The sequence below is a fragment of the Salinicola sp. JS01 genome, from assembly GCF_030284585.1.
Lineage (GTDB): Bacteria > Pseudomonadota > Gammaproteobacteria > Pseudomonadales > Halomonadaceae > Salinicola.
Genome location: NZ_CP127244.1, coordinates 3,322,863 through 3,342,765 on the forward strand (window position 1 = coordinate 3,322,863; position 19,903 = coordinate 3,342,765).

17 protein-coding genes are annotated in these 19,903 nt (G+C 66.8%); 12 read left to right on the forward strand and 5 right to left on the reverse strand.

The genetic code is table 11. The annotated features are described in order from the left end of the window. Positions 1-139: 139 nt before the first annotated feature. Complete coding sequence (locus QO259_RS15120) at positions 140-1,102, forward strand: D-2-hydroxyacid dehydrogenase family protein (protein WP_285950572.1); 963 nt, start codon at positions 140-142, stop codon at positions 1,100-1,102. A gap of 131 nt (positions 1,103-1,233) precedes the next feature. Here the strand turns inward: QO259_RS15120 and QO259_RS15125 are convergent, their stop codons facing one another. After that, a complete protein-coding gene (locus tag QO259_RS15125) occupies positions 1,234-1,920 on the reverse strand; it encodes a glutathione binding-like protein (RefSeq protein WP_285950573.1) in 687 nt (228 codons plus the stop codon). 52 nt (positions 1,921-1,972) lie between these two features. Then, positions 1,973-2,686: a glutathione S-transferase N-terminal domain-containing protein gene (locus QO259_RS15130; protein WP_106419366.1), complete on the reverse strand. Its 714-nt coding sequence runs from the start codon at positions 2,684-2,686 to the stop codon at positions 1,973-1,975. Between the two features lie 270 nt (positions 2,687-2,956). Between QO259_RS15130 and QO259_RS15135 the strand changes: the two genes are divergently transcribed. The 6 genes from QO259_RS15135 (at position 2,957) to QO259_RS15160 (ending at position 12,214) form a co-directional block, all read left to right on the forward strand. After that, positions 2,957-5,308: an FdhF/YdeP family oxidoreductase gene (locus QO259_RS15135; protein WP_207033383.1), complete on the forward strand. Its 2,352-nt coding sequence runs from the start codon at positions 2,957-2,959 to the stop codon at positions 5,306-5,308. Positions 5,309-5,760: 452 nt separating this feature from the next. Beyond that, positions 5,761-7,458, forward strand: coding sequence for an L-lactate permease (locus QO259_RS15140; RefSeq protein ID WP_285950574.1), 1,698 nt, complete (start codon positions 5,761-5,763; stop codon positions 7,456-7,458). 217 nt (positions 7,459-7,675) lie between these two features. Beyond that, on the forward strand, positions 7,676-9,175 hold the full coding sequence (gene glcD / locus QO259_RS15145) for a glycolate oxidase subunit GlcD (RefSeq protein WP_285950575.1): 1,500 nt from the start codon (positions 7,676-7,678) through the stop codon (positions 9,173-9,175). A 186-nt stretch (positions 9,176-9,361) separates the two neighbouring features. After that, on the forward strand, positions 9,362-10,507 hold the full coding sequence (gene glcE, locus QO259_RS15150; RefSeq protein ID WP_285950576.1) for a glycolate oxidase subunit GlcE: 1,146 nt from the start codon (positions 9,362-9,364) through the stop codon (positions 10,505-10,507). An 8-nt stretch (positions 10,508-10,515) separates the two neighbouring features. Then, the gene (glcF, locus tag QO259_RS15155) at positions 10,516-11,772 is read left to right on the forward strand and encodes a glycolate oxidase subunit GlcF (protein ID WP_285950577.1); all 1,257 of its coding nucleotides are present in this window, start codon (positions 10,516-10,518) and stop codon (positions 11,770-11,772) included. A 40-nt stretch (positions 11,773-11,812) separates the two neighbouring features. Continuing rightward, on the forward strand, positions 11,813-12,214 hold the full coding sequence (locus QO259_RS15160; protein WP_285950578.1) for a GlcG/HbpS family heme-binding protein: 402 nt from the start codon (positions 11,813-11,815) through the stop codon (positions 12,212-12,214). A 9-nt stretch (positions 12,215-12,223) separates the two neighbouring features. Here the strand turns inward: QO259_RS15160 and rluF are convergent, their stop codons facing one another. Next, on the reverse strand, positions 12,224-13,339 hold the full coding sequence (gene rluF, locus QO259_RS15165) for a 23S rRNA pseudouridine(2604) synthase RluF (protein ID WP_285950579.1): 1,116 nt from the start codon (positions 13,337-13,339) through the stop codon (positions 12,224-12,226). A gap of 434 nt (positions 13,340-13,773) precedes the next feature. Between rluF and QO259_RS15170 the strand changes: the two genes are divergently transcribed. Beyond that, positions 13,774-14,766, forward strand: a complete 993-nt coding sequence (locus QO259_RS15170) for a Bug family tripartite tricarboxylate transporter substrate binding protein (protein WP_285950580.1) — start codon at positions 13,774-13,776, stop codon at positions 14,764-14,766. Positions 14,767-14,862: 96 nt separating this feature from the next. On the opposite strand, the gene QO259_RS15175 is transcribed toward QO259_RS15170, so the two are convergent. Continuing rightward, on the reverse strand, positions 14,863-15,528 hold the full coding sequence (locus QO259_RS15175) for an IclR family transcriptional regulator (protein ID WP_207033396.1): 666 nt from the start codon (positions 15,526-15,528) through the stop codon (positions 14,863-14,865). A gap of 131 nt (positions 15,529-15,659) precedes the next feature. On the opposite strand from QO259_RS15175, the gene QO259_RS15180 reads away from it, so the two are divergent. The 3 genes from QO259_RS15180 to QO259_RS15190 all read left to right on the forward strand — a co-directional run bounded on the left by QO259_RS15180 (position 15,660) and on the right by QO259_RS15190 (position 18,438). Further along, positions 15,660-16,820: a CaiB/BaiF CoA transferase family protein gene (locus tag QO259_RS15180; protein ID WP_285950581.1), complete on the forward strand. Its 1,161-nt coding sequence runs from the start codon at positions 15,660-15,662 to the stop codon at positions 16,818-16,820. Between the two features lie 14 nt (positions 16,821-16,834). After that, the gene (locus tag QO259_RS15185) at positions 16,835-17,668 is read left to right on the forward strand and encodes a citryl-CoA lyase (protein ID WP_285950582.1); all 834 of its coding nucleotides are present in this window, start codon (positions 16,835-16,837) and stop codon (positions 17,666-17,668) included. Between the two features lie 80 nt (positions 17,669-17,748). Continuing rightward, entirely contained in the window at positions 17,749-18,438 is a 690-nt protein-coding gene (locus QO259_RS15190) for a glutathione S-transferase family protein (protein WP_285950583.1), read from the forward strand. A 44-nt stretch (positions 18,439-18,482) separates the two neighbouring features. Here the strand turns inward: QO259_RS15190 and QO259_RS15195 are convergent, their stop codons facing one another. Next, positions 18,483-19,004 carry a YgjV family protein gene (locus tag QO259_RS15195; RefSeq protein WP_285950584.1) on the reverse strand — a complete coding sequence of 174 codons (522 nt, stop codon included), beginning with the start codon at positions 19,002-19,004 and terminating at the stop codon, positions 18,483-18,485. Between the two features lie 166 nt (positions 19,005-19,170). Here QO259_RS15195 and QO259_RS15200 point away from each other — a divergent pair, with 166 nt between their 5' ends. Then, the gene (locus QO259_RS15200) at positions 19,171-19,884 is read left to right on the forward strand and encodes a dienelactone hydrolase family protein (protein ID WP_285950585.1); all 714 of its coding nucleotides are present in this window, start codon (positions 19,171-19,173) and stop codon (positions 19,882-19,884) included. Positions 19,885-19,903: the final 19 nt, after the last annotated feature.

Below are 19,903 nucleotides of genomic sequence, written 5' to 3' on the forward strand. Positions count from 1 at the left end.
GCCCCTCTCGTGACGCCCCCTCAATACCCCCTCTCATATCCCCTGGCCACCTCCGTCAACGTGCGTCAGCCGACGCTCGACAGCCACCCCTGGACGTGCCAACAATGGCAGCCAGTATGACTGCCGAGGAGGCGCTGCCATGGCAATGACGGTAACGGTGCTGGATGACTATCAGGGATGCTGCGGCTTTCTCGACGCCGTGCGCGAACTCGACGGCTGCGACGTGCGGCTGGATATCGAGTACGCGCGGGTCGCTCCCTCGGCGCTGGCGGCGCGGCTGGCCGAGAGCGATGCGGTGATCCTGATCCGCGAACGTAGCGTGCTCAGCCGCGAGGTGCTGGAGAAGCTGCCACGGCTCAAGCTGGTGGTGCAGACCGGACGCCTGGCCTCGGCGATCGACCTCGAGGCGTGTCGCGAGCTGGGTATCGCGGTGCGCGAGGGCACCGGTTCGCCCATCGCCCCGGCCGAGCTGACCTGGCTGCTGATCATGGCCGGCTGTCGCCGTCTCGGCGGCTATCTGGCGCGCCAGGCCCGGGGCGAGTGGCAGCGCACCACCGAGCGCCTAGAGACGGAGTCGCTGGGGCATGCGCTGCACGGGCGCACCCTGGGCATCTGGGGGCTGGGCAAGATCGGCAGCCTGGTGGCCGGCTACGCCCAGGCCTTCGGCATGCAGGTGGTGGCCCACGGACGCGAAGCGAGCGCCGGGCGCGCCTTCGAGCTGGGTATCGCGTTCGAGCCCGACCGCCACGCCTTTCTCGCCCGCTGCGACGTGGTCTCGCTGCATCTCAGGCTCACCGATGACACCCGCGGCATGATCACCGCGCGCGAGCTGGCCGCCATGCGCGCCGATGCGCTGCTGGTCAACACCAGCCGCGCCGAGCTGATCCGCCCCGGGGCGCTGCTCGATGCCCTCGATGCCGGGCGTCCGGGGAGCGCGGCGCTGGACGTCTTCGAGCAGGAGCCGGAGGGGGCGAGCGCCTATCAGGCGCATCCGCGGGTACTGGCGACACCGCACATCGGCTTCGTCGAAAAGGACACCTACGAGCGCTACTTCTCCACCGCCTTCCAGCAGGTCAAGACATTCTTCGACAGCGAACGCTGAGCGCCAGAGCGGTGTGCTAGAACGATGTTGTGCTAGAACAGTGTGATGGAAACGCGAGAGGCCCGGTGACTACCGGGCCTCTCTCTTTGGCTCCCCTAGCTTTCCTGGCCTCCTCGTTCTCCTGGCGACCCTCAGCGCCCGAACAGGTGGCCGCGCGCCTCATCGGTCATCGCCACGTCGTTGTCCGGATTGACCTCCAGCGCCCGGGCGTAGGCCCGGTTCACCGCGTCACGCCGCTGTACCCCTTCGAACCAGCGCTGCAGCGCGGGAAAGTCATCCAGCTCCTGGCCCTGCTTCTCATAGGAGCGAATCCACGGCCAGATCGCCATGTCGGCGATCGAATAGTCGTCACCAGCGACGAAGTCGTTGTCCTCCAGTTGGCGGTCGAGCACGCCGTAGAGCCGCGCCGTCTCCTTGGTGTAGCGCTCGATCGCATACTCGATCTTGCGCGGCGCGTAGTGGCGGAAGTGATGATTCTGACCCGCCATCGGCCCCAGCCCGCCGACCTGCCAGTGCAGCCACTGCAGCACGCGGTAGCGCTGGCGCCCGCTCTTGGGCAGGAATTTGCCGCTCTTGTCGGCGAGATACTCGAGGATCGCCCCGGACTCGAACAGCGCCAGCGGCTGGCCGCCGTCGATCGGTGAGCGGTCGACGATCGCCGGAATGCGGTTGTTGGGCGAGATCTCCAGAAACTCGGCGCTGAACTGCTCACCCTTGGCGATATCGATCGGCCGAATGCGATAGTCGAGCCCGGCCTCTTCGAGACACAGGGTGATCTTGTGCCCATTGGGCGTGGTCCAGTAATACAGATCGATCATGGCCTGCTCCTGTCGCCGATGGCGGCACGCGCTCGCGCCGCCGCTTTCGAACTCACACGTTCTGATACGCCCCTTCGACATCGACCAGGCGGGTGGCGTTGCGGCCCAGGCCGTCGTAGAGGTCGAGCATGCGCTGGTACCAGGCGTAGACCGGATCGGCATTGGAGACCAGATCGGCGCCCGAGCAGACCCGCGCCCACATGAACGCGCCCACGACCAGATAGTCGGCGGCCCCGGGGGCGGCGCCGTCGAGGAACTCGCTCTCGTCGAGACGCCCGCGCATCGGCTCCAGGGCGCGGTCGAGCATGGTCAGGCCCTGGCTCGGCGAGTGCATCTCCTCGAGCGTGCGGCCGAAGGCCTTCTCGCGCGTGGTACGGAAGTAGTCGCGATCGTCCGGATGAATGGTGTTGAAGACATCCATCAGGATGGTGCGCACGATGCCCGGGGCCAGCGAGCGCTCGCTATAGAACTTGAAGAAGCGCGCCCGCTCCGCCGCGGCGCCCTCGCCCAGCAGCGGCTTGTCGGGGTAGGCGCGGTCGAGATAGCGCAGAATCTCGTAGCTGTCGACGACGGTCTCCTCGCCGTCGACCAGTACCGGCACCCGGCCCTGACCGGAGAAGGCCAGCGCCTCCTTGTCGGTGAACTTCCAGGGCACGAAGTCGCACGCCAGCCCCTTGTGGGCGAGGGCGAACTTGACCCGCCAGCAGTAGGGCGAGAAACGCAGCCGCTCATCGCGACCGCAGAGATCGAACATCTTAAGCGCCATGACAGGCATCTCCTCGTGACAAGAGAACAATGTGACAAGAGGTCAATCGACGTGACTCAGCATGTCCAAGGGGGCGATGGGCGTCAAACGGAAACGAGACCCGCCCTGGGGCAAGCGTGCCCTGGACCAAGACGGCTCGGGGCCAAGACCGAACTGGGCAAACGCGAAAGCGTTGCCATACTGTAACGGTTAGCCGCCACGGCATGGGTTTGCGATTGACTGGGCAACGCTGTGGCGGCAGTTCGCAGGTCGACCAAGGAGACCACGGTCATGTCGCATCAACTCAAGGATGATGAACTGCACGGCAAGCAAGGCGAGCACGACGCGCCGGGCGGCGGCTGGCAATCGGTGCAGGCCACGGAGACCCATTTTCTGCGCGAGAAGGTGCCGTTCAAGGGCAACTCGCTGATGCTCAAGATCAACCAGCCCGACGGCGGCTTCGAGTGCCCCAGCTGCGCCTGGCCCAACCCCAAGAAGCCCGGCCCGCTGGAGTTCTGCGAGAACGGCGCCAAGGCGGTGGCATGGGAAGCGACCGCGGCGCGCACCACGCCGGAGTTCTTCGCCCAGCACAGCGTCAGCGAACTGCTGGCGTGGTCGGATCACGCGCTCGAAAAGCAGGGGCGGCTGACCCATCCGCTGCGCTACAACCCCACCACCGACAAGTACGACCCCATCGACTGGGAGACCGCCTACCGCGAGATCGGCGAGCGCATCCAGACCTACGACCCGACCCGGGTCGAGCTCTACACCTCCGGGCGCACCTCCAACGAGGCCGCCTTTCTGTGGCAGCTCTACGGCCGCATGATCGGCACCCACAACTTCCCCGACTGCTCCAACATGTGCCACGAGACCACCACGGTGGCCCTGCCGCAGAGCATCGGCGTGGGCAAGGCGACCACGGTGCTGGAGGATTTCGAGCACGCCGACTGCATCTTCCTGTTCGGCCAGAACGCCGGCACCAACAGCCCACGCATGATGGGCCTGCTGCACGAGGCGCGATTGCGCGGCGCCGAGGTGATCACCTTCAATCCGCTGCGCGAGCGGGCGCTGGTCAAGTTCGCCAATCCGCAGACACCCAAGGACATGCTGACCAACCACGGCGTGCCGATCAGCAGCCAATACCATCAGCTGCGCATCGGCGGTGATATCGCCGCCATCCAGGGCATGTGCAAGCACATCATCGCCACCGACGACGAGGCCCGCGACAACGGCGGCAAGCGGGTGATCGACCACGACTTCATCCATATGCATACCGATGGCTTCGAAGCCTTCGCCGAGCACTGCCGCCAGCTACCCTGGGAGCGTATCGAGCGCCACAGCGGGCTGACCCGCGCCGCCATCAGCGAGGCGGCCGAGGCGTGGATTCGCGCCGAGCGGGTGATCTGCTGCTGGGGCATGGGCATCACCCAGCACATGCGCGGTGGCGACAATATCCACCAGATCCTCAACCTGCTGCTGATGGGCGGCCACATCGGCCGGCGTGGCGCCGGCGCCTGCCCGGTGCGCGGCCACTCCAACGTTCAGGGCGACCGCACCGTGGGTATCTTCCACAAGTCCGGTGAAGCCTTCCTCTCCAAGCTGGACGAGCTCTTCGGCATCGAGTGCCGGCGCGAGCACGGCCACGACGTGGCGCTGTGCTGCGAGGCGATCCTGCGCGACGAGGTCGACGCCTTCCTCGGCATGGGCGGCAACTTCTTCCGCGCCATCGCCGATCAGGCTCGGGTCTGCGCCCATGTCGAGAAGATCCCGCTGACCGTGCAGATCGCGACCAAGCTCAACCGCAGCCACCTGATCCACGGTCAGGCGGCCTATCTGCTGCCGGCGCTGGCGCGTACCGAGAAGGATATCCAGGCCGGGGTAGAGCAGACCATTACCATCGAGGATGGCATGTGCAACGTGCAGGGCTCCAAGGGGGCGCTGGAACCGGCCTCCGAGCACCTGCGCTCGGAGATCGCGATCGTCGCCGGGCTGGCGCGGGCGACCCTGGCCCCCAACCCCAAGGTCGACTGGGCGTGGCTGGCCGAGGATTACGCACGCATCCGCGACAAGATCGAAGCGAGCCAGCCGGAGACCTTCTACGACTTCAACCAGCGCCTCGCCGCCGACGGGGTGTTCCATCTCGATATCGCCGCCCGCGACCGAGTATGGAACACCGACTCCGGCAAGGCGCACTTCCTGTTCCCGCAGGACCATCTGACGGAGGACGAGTCCGAACCCGGCGACGCCCACTTCCAGCTGCTCTCGATCCGCGGCCACGATCAGTACAACACCACCGTCTACTCCTACGACGACCGCTATCGCGACATCTACGGCACGCGCATGGTGCTGATGATGAACCCGCGGGATATCGAGAAGCACGGCTTCGAAGCGGGCAACAAGGTGACCCTGAGCACGCTCAGCGACGATGGCGTCGAGCGCACCGTCTCCGGCTTCAAGATCATCGCCTATGACCTGCCCGAGAACTGCCTGGGCGCCTACTACCCGGAGGTCAACGACCTGATCCCGGTGGCCAACCGCGACGCCGGCAGCAACACCCTGGCGGCCAAGTCGATCCCGGTGAACGTGACGCTGATGTCGACCGAGCAGATCGAAGCCGATACCGGCCTGCTCGCCACCGGCTGAGGCGTCAACCACATCACTGAGATGTGCAACCTGCCAGCACGATCGAAGCGCCGGGGAGACCCGGCGCTTTTTTGTTCCCCGGCAAGCCCGGCGGTCAACGGCCACCGACACCGTCCATTAGTCGCACCCCAGACGCCCCGTCGGCCCCGTGACAGGCCCCGACGCCGCCAGGCAAGCCTTGCAGTGCGAGGCCCGCGGGCAACCCCACATCAAAACCCTCGTGGTCTGACCACTTACCCATGGATGGCGCGCGCCCTAGCGTCTGGCTATCGTGCCAGCATCCGCCCCTGCCCCGCGGCACGGACGGCGGAAGAGGTCGAGGCGGCATCGAGAAAGAGCGCTTCCCGGTGTGCCCACGCTCCGCGACCCGAACGAACAACAATGACGCTCTCGTGAAAACCACGCGCTCATAAAAACCACGCTCTCATAAAAATCACAGAAGGGCTTTCGCTATGGACCATACGGTGTTGTCACTGCTTGCCTTCCTGCCGCTGATCCTGGCCGGGGTACTGCTGATCGGCCTGCGCATGGCGGCGCGCACGGCCATGCCGATCGTCTTCGTGGTGGCGGTGCTGATCGCACTGTTCGCCTGGGACATGACCGCCAACCGGGTGCTGGCATCGACCCTCCAGGGGCTGATCCTGACCGTGGCGCTGCTGTGGATCATCTTCGGCGCCATCCTGCTGCTCAACACGCTCAAGCACTCCGGCGGCATCATGGCGATCCGCAACGGCTTCTCCGGCATCAGCCCGGACCGCCGCGTGCAGGCGCTGATCGTCGCCTGGCTGTTCGGCTGCTTCATCGAAGGCGCCTCGGGCTTCGGCACGCCGGCCGCGGTGGCCGCGCCGCTGATGGTGGCACTCGGCTTCCCCGCGCTGGGTGCGGTGGTGGTAGGGATGATGCTGCAGTCGACCCCGGTCTCCTTCGGCGCCGTGGGCACACCGATCGTGGTCGGCGTCACCGGCGGGCTCAACCAGGCGGCGATCAGCCAGCAGCTCGCCGCCAACGGCTCGAGCTGGGAGACCTTCTTCCGCCTGATCACCTCCGAGGTGGCGCTCACCCACGGCCTGATCGGGGTGTTCATGCCGCTGATCCTGGTCACCGTGATGGTGCGTTTCTTCGGCGAGAATCGCTCCTGGCGCGAGGGCCTCTCGATCGCGCCCTTCGCACTCTTCGTCGGGGTCTGCTTCGTGGTGCCCTACATGCTGGTGGGGGTCTTCCTGGGGCCGGAGTTCCCGTCGCTGCTGGGCGGGCTGATCGGTCTTGCCATCGTGGTGCCGGCGGCACGCAAGGGCTTTCTGCTGCCCAAGGACACCTGGGACTTCCCGCCGCGCTCGCAGTGGCCGGCCGAGTGGCTGGGCACGATCGAGATCAAGGTCGAGGACGTCGCCGGGCGCGCCCCGATGTCGACCCTGCGCGGCTGGATGCCCTATGTGATCGTCGCCGTGCTGCTGGTGATCTCGCGCACCGTGCCGGCGGTCAAGTCGGCGCTCTCCTCGGTCAGCACCGGCTGGAGCAACATCCTCGGCGAACAGGGCGTCTCCGGTAGCGTGGAGTGGCTCTATCTGCCCGGCGGCATCATCCTGATCGCGGTGATCTGCACCATCTTCCTGCACCAGATGCGCGCCAGCCAGGTCAAGGCGGCATTCGCCGAATCCTCGAAGACCCTCCTCGGTGCCGGCTTCGTGCTGCTGTTCACCATCCCCATGGTGCGCATCCTGATCAACTCAGGCGTCAACGAGTCCGATCTGGTCTCGATGCCGGTGGCGATGGCGCAACTGGTGGCCGACGGCGTGGGCCACGTCTATCCGCTGTTCGCCCCTGCGGTGGGCGCGCTGGGCGCCTTCATCGCCGGCTCCAACACCGTCTCCAACCTGATGCTCTCGGCGTTCCAGTTCAACGTGGCCGAGGCGCTCAGCGTCTCCACCGCGATGATGGTGGCGCTGCAGGCGGTGGGCGCGGCAGCCGGCAACATGATCGCCATCCACAACGTGGTCGCGGCCTCGGCCACCGTGGGCCTGCTCGGCCGCGAGGGCACCACGCTGCGCAAGACGATCCTGCCGACGCTCTACTACTGCCTGTTCGCGGGCATCGTCGGCCTGCTCGCCTTCTATGTGTTCCATATCGGCGACCCGCTGATGGGCGGCTGAGCCATCGTACCGACCACCGCGCTGCCGAACAGCGGCAGCGCGGTGGTCTGACCAATTAACAACATCTACACCTTTTGGCTAATAGAGAGACCCCGGCCGCTTTCCCACAATGCTATAAGAAAATATGGAAACGCTTTCCATAAACCGGCGCCACGGCAATTTATACGCCCACGTCGGCAGTCCATACGCCCCACGACGGCAATCCAGGGAGTAGACCGTGACCCTGCTCTACGATGAACGACTCGACGGCGAGATCGCCAGCGTCGACAAGTCCACGCTGATGGCGGCGATCCACGCCGAGGCCCCGGCGCTCACCCTGCTGGCGCGCGAAGAGGATCTGCGCCCGTTCGAGTGCGACGGGCTCTCCGCCTACCGCACCCTGCCACTGCTGGTGGCGCTGCCGGCGACCCTCGATGAGGTGACGGCGCTGATGCGGGTATGCCACGCCCAGCGCGTGCCGGTGGTGACCCGCGGCGCCGGTACCGGGCTCTCCGGCGGTGCGCTGCCGCTGGCCAAGGGCGTGCTGCTGGTGATGTCGCGCTTCAACCGTATCCTCGAACTCGACCCCGATGCGCGCCTGGCGCGGGTGCAGCCGGGGGTGCGCAACCTGGCCATCTCCGAAGCCGCCGGGCCGCACGGGCTCTATTACGCCCCCGACCCCTCGTCGCAGATCGCCTGTTCGATCGGCGGCAATGTCGCCGAGAACGCCGGCGGGGTGCACTGCCTCAAGTACGGGCTCACCGTGCACAACGTGCTCAGCGTCGAGATCGTCACCATCGAGGGCGAACGCATGACCCTGGGCAGCGAGGCGCTGGACGCGCCCGGCTTCGACCTGCTGGCCCTGTTCACCGGTTCGGAGGGCATGCTCGGGGTGATCACCGAGGTCACCGTCAAGCTGCTGCCCAAGCCGCAGGTGGCCAAGGTGCTGATGGCGAGCTTCGACAACGTCGAGCGTGCCGGCAAGGCGGTGGGTGACATCATCGCCGCCGGCTGCATTCCCGGCGGCCTGGAGATGATGGACAACCTGGCGATTCGCGCCGCCGAGGACTTCGTCCACGCCGGCTACCCGGTCGAGGCCGAGGCGATCCTGCTGTGCGAGCTCGACGGCGTCGAGGCCGATGTCCACGCCGACTGCGAGCGCGTGCGCGAGCTGCTCGAGCGCGCCGGGGCCAGCGAGATCCGCCTCGCCCGGGACGACGCCGAGCGCCAGCTGTTCTGGGCCGGGCGCAAGGCCGCCTTCCCCGCCGTGGGGCGCATGTCGCCGGACTACTACTGCATGGATGGCACCATTCCCCGGCGCGAGCTGCCACGGGTGCTCAAGGGCATCAACGAGCTCTCCGCGACCTACGGGCTGCGCGTCGCCAACGTCTTCCACGCCGGCGACGGCAACCTGCATCCGCTGATCCTGTTCGACGCCAATCGCCCCGGCGAGCTGGAGACCGCCGAGACCATCGGCGCCAAGATTCTCGAACTCTGCGTCGAGGTCGGCGGCACCATCACCGGCGAGCACGGCGTCGGCCGCGAGAAGCTCAACCAGATGTGCACCCAGTTCGCCGCCGACGAGCTGACCCAGTTCCACGCGGTCAAGTTCGCCTTCGACGAGCATCGCCTGCTCAATCCGGGCAAGAACATTCCCACGCTGGCGCGCTGCGCCGAATTCGGCGCCATGCACGTGCACCACGGCGAACTGCCCCACCCCGAGCTGCCCCGCTTCTAGGGTTTGTGCGAAAAGTCAGCGAGCAAAGGGAAGACAAGGCAAAAATCGGCGAAAACGCGGAATTTACGGGGTGTAAATGAGCATTTTGACCGGGCTGGCGCTCCAGCCGATTTTTAACGCCGTATTACCGAGCGCAGGTAGTTTTCGTACAAAGTCTAGCTAGTCGTTCGAGTCAGGAGATGCGTAATGCCACACCCCCAGGACCAGCGCCCCGAGTTCACCCCTGCGGATCAGGCCGGGCCCACCCTGGATGATGGCCAGGACCTGAGCGACGCGCTCTGCGAGCAGGTGCGCCAAGCCCACCGCGAGCGCACCCCGCTGGTGATCCAGGGCGGCGGTACCAAGGCGTTCTACGGCCGCCGGGTCGACGCCGAGAGACGCCTCGCGCTCGGCGAGCATCGGGGCATCGTCCACTACGATCCGGTCGAGCTGGTGGTCACGGTGCGCGCTGGCACGCCTCTGGCCGAGCTCGAAAGCGCGCTCGCCGCCAGCGGCCAGCGGCTGCCGTTCGAACCGCCACACCTCGGCGATGCAGCCACCGTCGGCGGCATGGTCGCCTGCGGTCTCTCCGGGCCACGCCGCCCCTGGAGCGGTGCGGTGCGCGACTTCGTGCTCGGCACCCGGGTGATCACCCATGACGGCAAACTGCTGCGCTTCGGCGGCGAGGTGATGAAGAACGTCGCCGGCTACGATCTGTCGCGGCTGATGGTCGGCGCCCAGGGCACGCTGGGGGTACTCGCCGAGGTCTCTTTCAAGGTGCTGCCGCTGCCGCCAGCGAGCGCCTGCCTGCGTCTGGAGATGGACGAAGCGCGCGCGCTCGAGCATCTGCGCGCCTGGGGCCGCGAGCCGCTACCGTTGAGTGGCGCCGCCTTTGCCGAGGGCGTGCTGCATGTGCGTCTCGAGGGGGGCGAAGGCTCGGTGGCATCGACCCGCGAACGCCTGGGCGGCGACGCCGACGCTGCCACCTTCTGGAAAGATCTGCGCGAGCAGCGTCTGGCCTTCTTCTCGCCGCAGGACCCACGGCCGCTGTGGCGGCTCTCGCTGCCAGCCCGCGCGCGGCGCCCGGCGCTGAGCGGCGACTGGCTATGCGACTGGGCCGGTGCCCAGCAGTGGCTGCGCAGCGACGAGCCCGCACCGCACGTGCACGAGACCAGCATCGCCGCCGGCGGCCACGCCACGCGCTTCGGCCCCGCGCCCGACGAGTCTTCGATCGACGGCGCCTCGCCGTTCTCGCCACTGCCCAAGGTGCTGGCGCGCTATCACCAGCAGCTCAAGACGCGTCTCGACCCGCACGCCATTTTCAATCCCGGCCGGCTCTACGCCGACTGGTAGGAGCCATCATGCAGACACAATTCACCGACGCCGCGCGCGAACGGCCCGCGATCCGCGAAGCCGACCGCATCCTGCGCACCTGCGTGCACTGCGGCTTCTGCAACGCCACCTGCCCCACCTATCAGCTGCTCGGCGACGAGCGCGACGGCCCGCGCGGGCGCATCTACCTGATCAAGGAGCTGCTGGAGAGCGACGCCGGCGACGACCAGGTGACCCGCGAGACCCAGCTGCATCTCGACCGCTGCCTCACCTGCCGTAACTGCGAAACCACCTGCCCCTCCGGGGTCGAGTACCACAAGCTGCTCGACATCGGCCGCGCCGAGGTCGACCGCCGGGTCGGGCGCACCCCGCGTGAACGCGCGCTGCGCCTAGGGCTGCGCAAGGCACTGGCCGAGCCCCGGCGCTTCCAGGCCCTGCTGGCCCTGGGTCAGACCTTCCGTCCGCTGGCCCCGGCCGCGCTGCGCGACAAGATCCCGCCGCGACCGGCACCGCGCCGGGCACGCCCCGCGCCCGAGCGTCACGCCCGCCAGATGCTGATCCTGGAAGGCTGCGTGCAGCCCGGCCTGGCGCCCAACACCAACGACGCCACGGCGCGCGTGCTCGACCGCCTGGGTATCGGCGTGCGCGCGGCGCGCGACGCCGGCTGCTGCGGCGCGATCGACTTCCACCTCAACGCCCAGGAGGCGGGGCGTGCACGCATGCGCGCCAATATCGACGCCTGGTGGCCGCTGATCGAAGAGGGTGCCGAGGCGATCGTGCAGACCGCCAGCGGCTGCGGCGCCTTCGTCAAGGAGTATGGCGAGATGCTCGCCGACGACCCCGCCTATGCGGACAAGGCTCGCCGCGTCAGCGAGCTGGCCAAGGATCTGGTCGAGATCCTGCGCGAGGAGGATCTCGAAGCGTTGGCCGGGAGTACCAGCGCCAACGACGCCCAGCGTCTCGCCTTCCACTGCCCGTGCACACTACAGCACGCGCAGAAGCTCGGCGGGGCGGTGGAAGGCGTGCTCACACGTCTCGGTTTCGATCTGGCGCCGGTACGCGACGCCCATCTCTGCTGCGGCTCGGCGGGCACCTACTCGGTCACCCAGCCGGTGCTGTCGCGCCAGCTGCGCGACGCCAAGCTGGACGCGCTGGAGGCCGGCCAGCCCGACACCATCGTCACCGCCAACATCGGCTGTCAGAGCCACCTCGGCGGCGCCGGTCGCACGCCGGTGCGCCACTGGATCGAGCTGGTCGACGAGCGTCTGGCCGCGCCCCAGGCATGACTCACCATTCCCTGTTGTCAGTTTCCCCAGGAGCCACACCATGAAGACCCAAGCCGTACTCGAACTCGCCGACGTCAACGCCCTGCTGGACAGCGCCCAGCGCGAAGCCGAGGCCCAGGGCTGGGCGGTCACCATCGCCGTGGCCGACGCAGGCGGCCATCTGTTGGGCCTGCGTCGGCTCGATGGCGCCGCGCCCTTCAGCGCCGGCATCGCCAGCGAGAAGGCCCGCAATGCCGCCATCGGCCGCAAGGAGACCCAAGTCTTCGAAGAGATGATCAACAACGGCCGCACCGCCTTCGTCAGCGCGCCCATGCAGGCGCTGCTCGCCGGTGGCGTACCGGTGATCGTCGACGGTGAGGTGATCGGCAGCGTGGGAATTTCCGGGGTCAAGCCGGAGCAGGACGTACAGGTGGCCAAGGCCGCGCTGAAAGCTATCGGCTAAGCGCCCGACCTAACGCTTCTTGCCGCGCGGGCCCTTGGCGTTGGGCGCCCCCGGCTTTCCGCCGCGCCCCTTGGCGGCGGGCTTGCCGCCGGGTTTGCCAGTGACGCTCGGCTTGCCTTTAGCGCCCGTCTTACCCTTGGCACCCGGCTTGCCGCCAGCGACCGCCTTGGCCTTGGGATGCGGCTTGCCGGCGGCGCTCTTCGGGCCGGAGCGGGCGTTGGCGCTGCCGCGTTTCTTGGCACTGGCCGCACCGCTTTTGGCAGCGTCACGGCCGGCACGCTTGCCAGCGGAAGACGGCTTGCTGCCGGGAGCGGACTTGCCACCGGCACGAGGCTTGCCGGTCGCCGGCTTCGCGGCGTTGCCGCTACGCGCGCGCTTGGGCGTGCGTTCCGGCTCGGCTTCGCTGCCGGAGCCGCGGGTCAGCGCGATGAGCGTATCGATCTCCTTCGGCGTGAGATCTCGCCAGTCGCCCAGCGCCAGTCCCTTGAGCGAGATGTTCATGATCCGGGTACGGATCAGCTGCGTGACCTCGTAGCCGAAGTACTCGCACATGCGGCGGATCTGGCGGTTGAGCCCCTGCACCAGCGTAATGGTGAAGACGAAGGTCGACTCGCGGCTCACCTGGCAGCGCTTGGTCACCTGACCGAGGATCGGCACCCCCTGCTGCATACCCGCGATGAAGTCGTCGGTAATCGGCTTGTCGACCGTCACCCGATAGACTTTTTCGTGATGGTTGTGCGCGCGCAGGATCTTGTTGACCAGATCGCCGTCGTTGGTCAGCAGAATCAGCCCCTGGGAATCCTTGTCGAGCCGGCCGATCGGGAAGATGCGCGCGCCATGTTTGACGAACTCGACGATGTTGTCCTTCTCGCTGGACTCGGTGGTACTGACGATCCCCACCGGTTTGTTCAGCGCGATCAGAACCAGATCCTCCGCCTCTCTTGGTTCGATCTCCTGGCCGTTGACCTTGACCCGATCCCCCGCCACCACCTGATCGCCGGTGGTCGCGCGGCGGCCGTTGATCCAGACGTTGCCCTGCTCGACGAAGCGATCGGCCTCACGACGTGAGCACATACCGCTTTCGCTGATGTACTTGTTGATCCGGGTCGATTGTCGTAGCGCCATAAGGGGTCGTCCAGCCAGAAAAGAGATGCTTCGGTATCGGTCGGGTAGTCACCGATGAACCGGTATCGCCCTGCCAGGGGCGGGGGGCCTAGTTTGACGCTTCCAACGCGTCGATAAAACCGGCATCGCGCACAAGTCGACGTCTGTTCGGCCCCAGAGACGCCACTGCACACCCCGGCCGGCCCCGTCTTGCCGCCACTCTCACCGCAACTCTGCCTGCCACTCTCACCGCCAGCCTACCTGTCACTTTCCCCGCCAATTTCTCTACCAATTTCTCTACCATCCCCATCACAACAATTCTGCCAGATAGAACACCATAGTTCTCATGGATATTCTTTAGTCGCAAGTCGTGCCATCGCGATTGACCCGGTCTGCGCACGCCTATAGTTTCTACTGACGCAACATGTTCTACAAAAGAGAATAATGGAGACGCCATGAAATCGTTGCCCATGAAGCCTTCCGCCCTCTGTCTCGCGCTTTCGCTGGCGCTGCTGCCGCTGGGCGTGCAGGCGGCCGGTCCGAGCGGCAAGATCGACTGTATCGCCCCCGCCAATCCCGGCGGCGGCTGGGACTTCACCTGCCGCAGCGTGGGCCAGGTGCTGAGCGAGATCGGTGCCATCGACGGCAGCGTGCAGACCACCAACATGCCGGGCGCCAGCGGCGGTGTGGCGTTCTCTCACGTCGTCACCAAGCGCGCCGGGCAGAACGACGTCATCGTCTCCGCGTCGACCTCGACCACCACCCGCCTGGCCCAGCATCAGTTCCCCGGGCTCAACGCCGACATGGTCAACTGGGCCGGCACCGTGGGGGCGGATTATGGCGTGATCGCCGTGAGCAAGGACTCGCCTTACCAGAATCTCGAGTCGCTGCTGGATGCCATGGAGAAAAACCCCGCCAGTGTAAGCTTCGCCGGCGGCAGTGCCAGTGGCGGCTGGGATCATCTCAAGGTGCTGATGATGGCGCGCGCCGACCACATCCAACCGCTGAACAAGGTCAAGTATCTGCCGTTCGACGGCGGTGGCGAGGCACTGACCCAGGTTGTGGGTGGCCATATCGACGCCTTCTCGGGCGATGCCTCGGAGATTCTCGGCTTCGTCGAATCCGGCGACCTGCGGGTCCTCGCTGTGCTCGCCGACGGCCGCCTGCCCGGTGCGCTGAGCGAGTTCCCCACCGCCAAGGAGCAGGGTGTGGATGTCGAGGGCATCAACTGGCGTGGTTTCTATCTGCCGCCGAAACTCTCCGACGAGGATGTGGCCTGGTGGGAAGAAACGCTGCACAAGGTCTACGAAAGCCCTGAGTGGAAGGAGGTCATGAGCAAGAACGGCTTGATTCCCTTCGACCGCAGCGGTAAGGCGTTCAATGCTTACGTGCATCAGCAGATCGCCGATATCGAGACGATCTCCAGGGAAGTCGGCCTGATCCAGTAGAACCGGCCCTCGCGCCGGCTCGGATGGCTCATCGCCGTGAGCCATCCGAGTCATCGGTTCTCACTGGCGCCGCGGGCGGCTGCGGCGCTGAGTCTCTCAGGAAGCCCGCAGTGCACGTGGCCATTGGCGCTCGAGACGCGGCCCGTACTGGGTCAGCAACGGCACATGGCGATCCTTGACCGCCAGGTTGAAGCGCTCGCTGGGGCCTGACAGTGCCAGCGCCCCCATCAGCTCGCCTTCGCCGTTGTAGATGCCGATGGCCGCCGCCGACAGCCCCGCCTGGCGCTCCCCACTCGAGACCGCTACCTGACCGCGTGGCACTTCATAGTTGAGCACTCGGCCCGCGGCACCGCGGCCCAGCGGCAATCTCACCCCCTCCTCCAGATGGTGCCTGACTTCCATGCAGCCGTTCTCGCGCAGGCGGCAGATCCGGTGGTCGCCATCGCGGACATAGAAGGAAGCGGTCTCTTCGCTGGCGTCACGCAGCGACTCGAGGATCGGGCGCACCAGATTCTCGAGCTGTGGCCCATCGCCTGCCAGCGGCGCCAGACGCGATACCGCCGGGCCGATCCGGTAGATTCCGCGCTCGTCGCGGGTGACATAGCCGAAATGCTCCAGCGACGCCATCAGCCGCAAAATCGTGCTCTTGTAGAACCCCGAGGCATTGGCGAGTTCGGTCAGAGAGAACTCTCGGCGCTCCTGCGAAAAGGCTTCGAGCAGCGTCAGCGCTCGCTCGACGGCTTCGACTCGTCTCTGCGCCATGGCGCGCTCCTTGTCGGTCAGCTTGATGGGTCATGAAACTCAGGGCGATGTTGCGACAGGCAAAACGGTATTGCAACTCACTCTGACGAATCATATTCTCTCTGAAGGAAATAGTTTCATCAGGAGGAACCATGTCGTCACCATTGACCGGTTACCGGGTGCTCGATCTGACCAACGTGCTCGCCGGGCCATTCTGCTGCCATCAGTTGGCCCATCTCGGTGCCGAGGTGATCAAGGTCGAGCGCCCCCAGGGCGGCGATCTGGCACGTCAGTTGGGCGCCGACCCCGCGCTCAACGAGGCACTGATGGGGGTCTCGTTCCTCGCGCAGAACGCCGGCAAGCGCTCGGTGACGCTCGATCTCAAACACGCGCGAGATCGTGACGCTTTCCTGACGCTGGTGGCGACCGCCGACGTGGTGGTCGAGAACTTTCGCCCCGGCGTCATGCAGCGCCTGGGGCTCGGCTTCGAGACGCTGCGCGAGGGCAACCCCGAGCTGGTCTACTGCGCGATCTCCGGTTTCGGCCAGGATGGGCCGCTGGCCAACTACCCGGCCTACGACCAGATCATTCAGGGCATGGCCGGGGTGATGAGCATTACCGGCGCGCCGGACAACGCGCCCTATCGGGTCGGCTATCCGCTGGCCGATACGGTCGGCGGTCTGACCGCGGCAATGGCGATCAATGCCGCCCTGGCCGAACGACCGCGCAAGGCGCACTTCATCGATATCTCGATGCTCGAATCGGTGCTGGCCACCATGGGCTGGGCGGTCTCCAACCTGCTGATCGCCGGCAAGCCGCCGCAGCCCCTGGGCAACGACAACGTCACCGCCAGCCCCTCCGGCACCTTCGCCACCGCCGACGGGCTGATCAACATCGCCGCCAACAAGCAGGAGCAGTTCGAAGCGATCTGCCACCTGCTCGAACACCCTGAGTGGCTCACCGACCCGCGCTTCGCCCAGCGCCAGGCGCGCCTGGAGCATCGGCGGGCATTGAGCGACTGCCTCGAGGCGGTGCTGAAACGGGAGACGACCGAGTACTGGTGGCCACGGCTGGTCGAGGCCGGCGTGCCCGCCGGCCCGGTCTACAGCGTCGCCGAGGCCCTGGCGCACCCCCAGGTTCGCGAGCGCGGACTGATCGAGCGCTTCGACACCAGCACCCTCGGGCGGCCGCTGGAGGTGGTCAGCGGCGGTTACCGTTTCGACGGCCAGGCGCCTCGCGTGGCATCTCCGCCGCCCGGGCTCGGTCAAGACAACGCCACCCTGCTGCCCAACCGGGCCGCCAACGACGAATGAACGGGAGAGAGCACATGACCAAGTCCGCTACGCCGGCGTACCAGGCTCAACAGTGGTGGCATACCGACATCATCGATATGCGCCCCGGCGAGATCCGCTACCGTGGTTATCCCATCGAGGAGCTGATCGGCAACGTCGGCTTCGCCGACATGGTCTGGCTGATGACTCGTGGCGAGCTACCCACCCGGCCCCAGGCCGCCCTGCTGGAAACGGCGTTGATGAGCGCGGTCGACCACGGCCCACAGGCCCCCAGCATTGCCATCGCGCGCATGGCGATGACCTGTGGCGGCAGCCTCAACAATGCCATGGCCTCTGCGGTCAACGTGCTCGATGACGTTCACGGTGGCGCCGGCGAGCAGGCCGTCGAGCTGTATCAGTCGATTCTCGAGTACCAGGCCGGCGGATACACTCTGGAGATCGCAGTCCAGGAAGGCATCACCACCTGGCAGCGCGAGCGGACCAAGATCATTCCCGGCTTCGGCCACCGCTTCCATCCGGTCGACCCGCGCGGGCCGCGACTGTTGCAACTGGTCGAGGAAGCCGCCGAACGCGGCGAGGTGGCGGGACATTTCGTCGCCATCGCCCGGGAGATCGAGCGCCAGTTGATCGCCATGAAGGGCAAGCCGATCCCGCTCAACATCGACGGCGCCACCGCCGTCATCTATGCCGAGCTGGGCTTCCCGGCACCGCTGGCGCGCGGCCTGTTCTGCCTCTCACGCTCGGTGGGCATTCTCGCCCACGCCTGGGAGCAACAGTGCCAGGGCGGGCGCAACAAGGGCCCGCTGCCCAAGGGGTGGCTGTGGCCCTACGCTGGCCCGGCACCGCGTCCGGTACCGCCACGCGCGTAAGGCCGGTCTCTTCCGCCGCGCGGGCGAGCGCCGCATACTCCTAGCGGCACATTCATAGCGACACAGCCCCGGAGGTGGATATGACGTATCGGCTCTTTATCGCCAACAAGAACTACTCATCCTGGTCGATGCGCCCCTGGGTGCTACTGCACGCGCTGGAGATCCCCTTCGAGGAGGTGATGACCCCGTTCGATGGGGATGGCAAGCAGGCAGCCTTCGCCGCTTTCTCACCCACCGCCAAGGTGCCCTGCCTGCATGATGGCGACAGCGTGGTGTGGGAGTCGCTGGCGATCCTGGAGTACATCGCCGAAAGCCATCCGGCGGCCTGGCCACAGGCGCGCGAGGCACGCGCCTGGGCCCGCTGCGCCAGTGCCGAGATGCATGCGGGCTTCTTCGCGCTGCGCGATGAGTGCTCGATGAACTGCGCCCTGCGTATCGAACTGGGTGAACCCAGTGCCGCCCTGGCGCGGGACATCGCCCGCCTCAACGCCCTGTGGCAGGAAGGCATCGCGCGCTTCGGCGGCCCCTGGCTGGCGGGTGAGCGCTTCACCGCGGTGGACGCGATGTTCGCGCCCGTGGCGGTGCGCGTGCACGGCTACGGCATCTCCCTGAACGACCCGGCCCGCGACTACGCCGAGCGGCTGCTGGCACACCCGGCGGTGGCGAGCTGGATCGAACAAGGCATCGCCGAGACGTGGGTCGACGAACCCCACGAGCAGGATTGCATCCGCGGACGTCGGATACTCGAAGACCGCCGTCGGCCGGCCTAGCGTTTCGGCGCCGCATACCTGCCACGGGGTTGCGGACGGCTGATTCAGTTGCTGGGGCGAATGCCCCAGCGTCGTAGCCGCCAGATCGTCACCAGGTTGGTCACCAGCGCCAGCAGTTCGGCGACGATGCCGCCGAGGGAGCCGATCAGCGCATTGTTGATCAGCCATGCCAGCGCGGCCGCGGCCAGACACAGCCGCATGGGGATGCCACGCAGCATGAACATGCCCACGGTACCGAACAGCGTCGCCACCAGCGGCCACAGGTCCGCCGGACCGCGCGCTACGGCCAACGCCACCGCCAGGTTGAGCGCCAGCATGCCGAGCATCACCCGCCAGTCGCCGCGATAGCGGCGCGCCAGCAGAATCCGCACGATCACCAACAACGTGATACCCGCCGCCGTCCACTCGCCGAACAGCAGAAAATGCACGGCAAAAGCGACGTTGGCGAAGATCAGGTGGAGCAGCAGCCGATCGTCCTGGCGGCTGGCAAAGGCCAGAATGATGAAACCCAGCGCGATCAGCCCGACGAGCTGTGCGGCCAGCGTGGTGACATCGAGTGGCGGCATGCATCCCTCTCCCTGTGACGGCCGTGTCCCCCCGGGCCGATGCTAGATAGCCTGCTATACTTTTTTCCCGGGTTGCCCGGTTCGCTGCCGGGCGCCGTTTCAGCGGCCTTGGCCGGCAGGTGCTACTCGCCGGCCAAGGCCATTTACCCCGCACAGGAAGCCAGACATGTCCCAGACCCACATCAAGACCGAATGGATCGAGATCACCGCCGAGGACGGCAAGACGTTCAAGGCTTATCAGGCACTACCCCACAAAGGCAAGGGCCCCGGCATTCTGCTGATCCAAGAGATCTTCGGCGTCAACGGCCATATCCGCGGTGTCGCCGAGCAGTACGCCATGGATGGCTACAGTGTCATCGCGCCCGATGTCTTCTGGCGCGAGGCGCCCGGGGTCGAGCTGGGCTATGACGGTGACGACTGGAAAGCCGCCGTGGCGCACAAGCAGGCGCTGGACTACCCCACCGTGATTAGCGACCTGCGCGCCGCCACCCGAGCTCTGCGTGCAAGCCCGGTGTGCGAAGGGCCGATCGCCTCGGTGGGCTACTGCATGGGCGGTGTGCTTTCCTACCTGTGCGCACTGGATGCGGGCGTCGATGCCGCGGTGTGCTACTACGCCGGTGGCCTCACCGAGTATCTCGATCGCGCCGGCGAGCTCGCGGTACCCGCCCAGTTCCACTTCGGTGCCGAAGACGACCACATCCCGCTCGCTCATGTCGAACAGACCCGCGACGCGTTCGCTGCCAACCGCGAGGTCGAAGTGCATCTCTATGACGGCGCCGAGCACGGCTTCAACTGCTGGTCGCGGGCGAGCTATCACCAGCAGGCCGCGGCGCTGGCCCATGGGCGTACGCTGACCTTCCTCGCCGGCCGCACGGCCTGAGGCGCCCAGTTGCCCCGCC

Excerpts from the sequence above, each read along its gene's own strand:
- QO259_RS15180 (WP_285950581.1), top strand. The coding sequence starts at position 15,660 with ATGTCGTCACCATTGACCGGTTACCGGGTGCTCGATCTGACCAACGTG.
- rluF (WP_285950579.1), bottom strand. The coding sequence starts at position 13,339 with ATGGCGCTACGACAATCGACCCGGATCAACAAGTACATCAGCGAAAGC.
- QO259_RS15120 (WP_285950572.1), top strand. The coding sequence starts at position 140 with ATGGCAATGACGGTAACGGTGCTGGATGACTATCAGGGATGCTGCGGC.
- QO259_RS15190 (WP_285950583.1), top strand. The coding sequence starts at position 17,749 with ATGACGTATCGGCTCTTTATCGCCAACAAGAACTACTCATCCTGGTCG.
- QO259_RS15125 (WP_285950573.1), bottom strand. The coding sequence starts at position 1,920 with ATGATCGATCTGTATTACTGGACCACGCCCAATGGGCACAAGATCACC.
- QO259_RS15175 (WP_207033396.1), bottom strand. The coding sequence starts at position 15,528 with ATGGCGCAGAGACGAGTCGAAGCCGTCGAGCGAGCGCTGACGCTGCTC.
- glcE (WP_285950576.1), top strand. The coding sequence starts at position 9,362 with ATGCCACACCCCCAGGACCAGCGCCCCGAGTTCACCCCTGCGGATCAG.
- QO259_RS15140 (WP_285950574.1), top strand. The coding sequence starts at position 5,761 with ATGGACCATACGGTGTTGTCACTGCTTGCCTTCCTGCCGCTGATCCTG.
- QO259_RS15130 (WP_106419366.1), bottom strand. The coding sequence starts at position 2,686 with ATGGCGCTTAAGATGTTCGATCTCTGCGGTCGCGATGAGCGGCTGCGT.
- QO259_RS15185 (WP_285950582.1), top strand. The coding sequence starts at position 16,835 with ATGACCAAGTCCGCTACGCCGGCGTACCAGGCTCAACAGTGGTGGCAT.
- glcF (WP_285950577.1), top strand. The coding sequence starts at position 10,516 with ATGCAGACACAATTCACCGACGCCGCGCGCGAACGGCCCGCGATCCGC.
- QO259_RS15195 (WP_285950584.1), bottom strand. The coding sequence starts at position 19,004 with ATGCCGCCACTCGATGTCACCACGCTGGCCGCACAGCTCGTCGGGCTG.
- QO259_RS15135 (WP_207033383.1), top strand. The coding sequence starts at position 2,957 with ATGTCGCATCAACTCAAGGATGATGAACTGCACGGCAAGCAAGGCGAG.
- QO259_RS15170 (WP_285950580.1), top strand. The coding sequence starts at position 13,774 with ATGAAATCGTTGCCCATGAAGCCTTCCGCCCTCTGTCTCGCGCTTTCG.
- QO259_RS15160 (WP_285950578.1), top strand. The coding sequence starts at position 11,813 with ATGAAGACCCAAGCCGTACTCGAACTCGCCGACGTCAACGCCCTGCTG.
- QO259_RS15200 (WP_285950585.1), top strand. The coding sequence starts at position 19,171 with ATGTCCCAGACCCACATCAAGACCGAATGGATCGAGATCACCGCCGAG.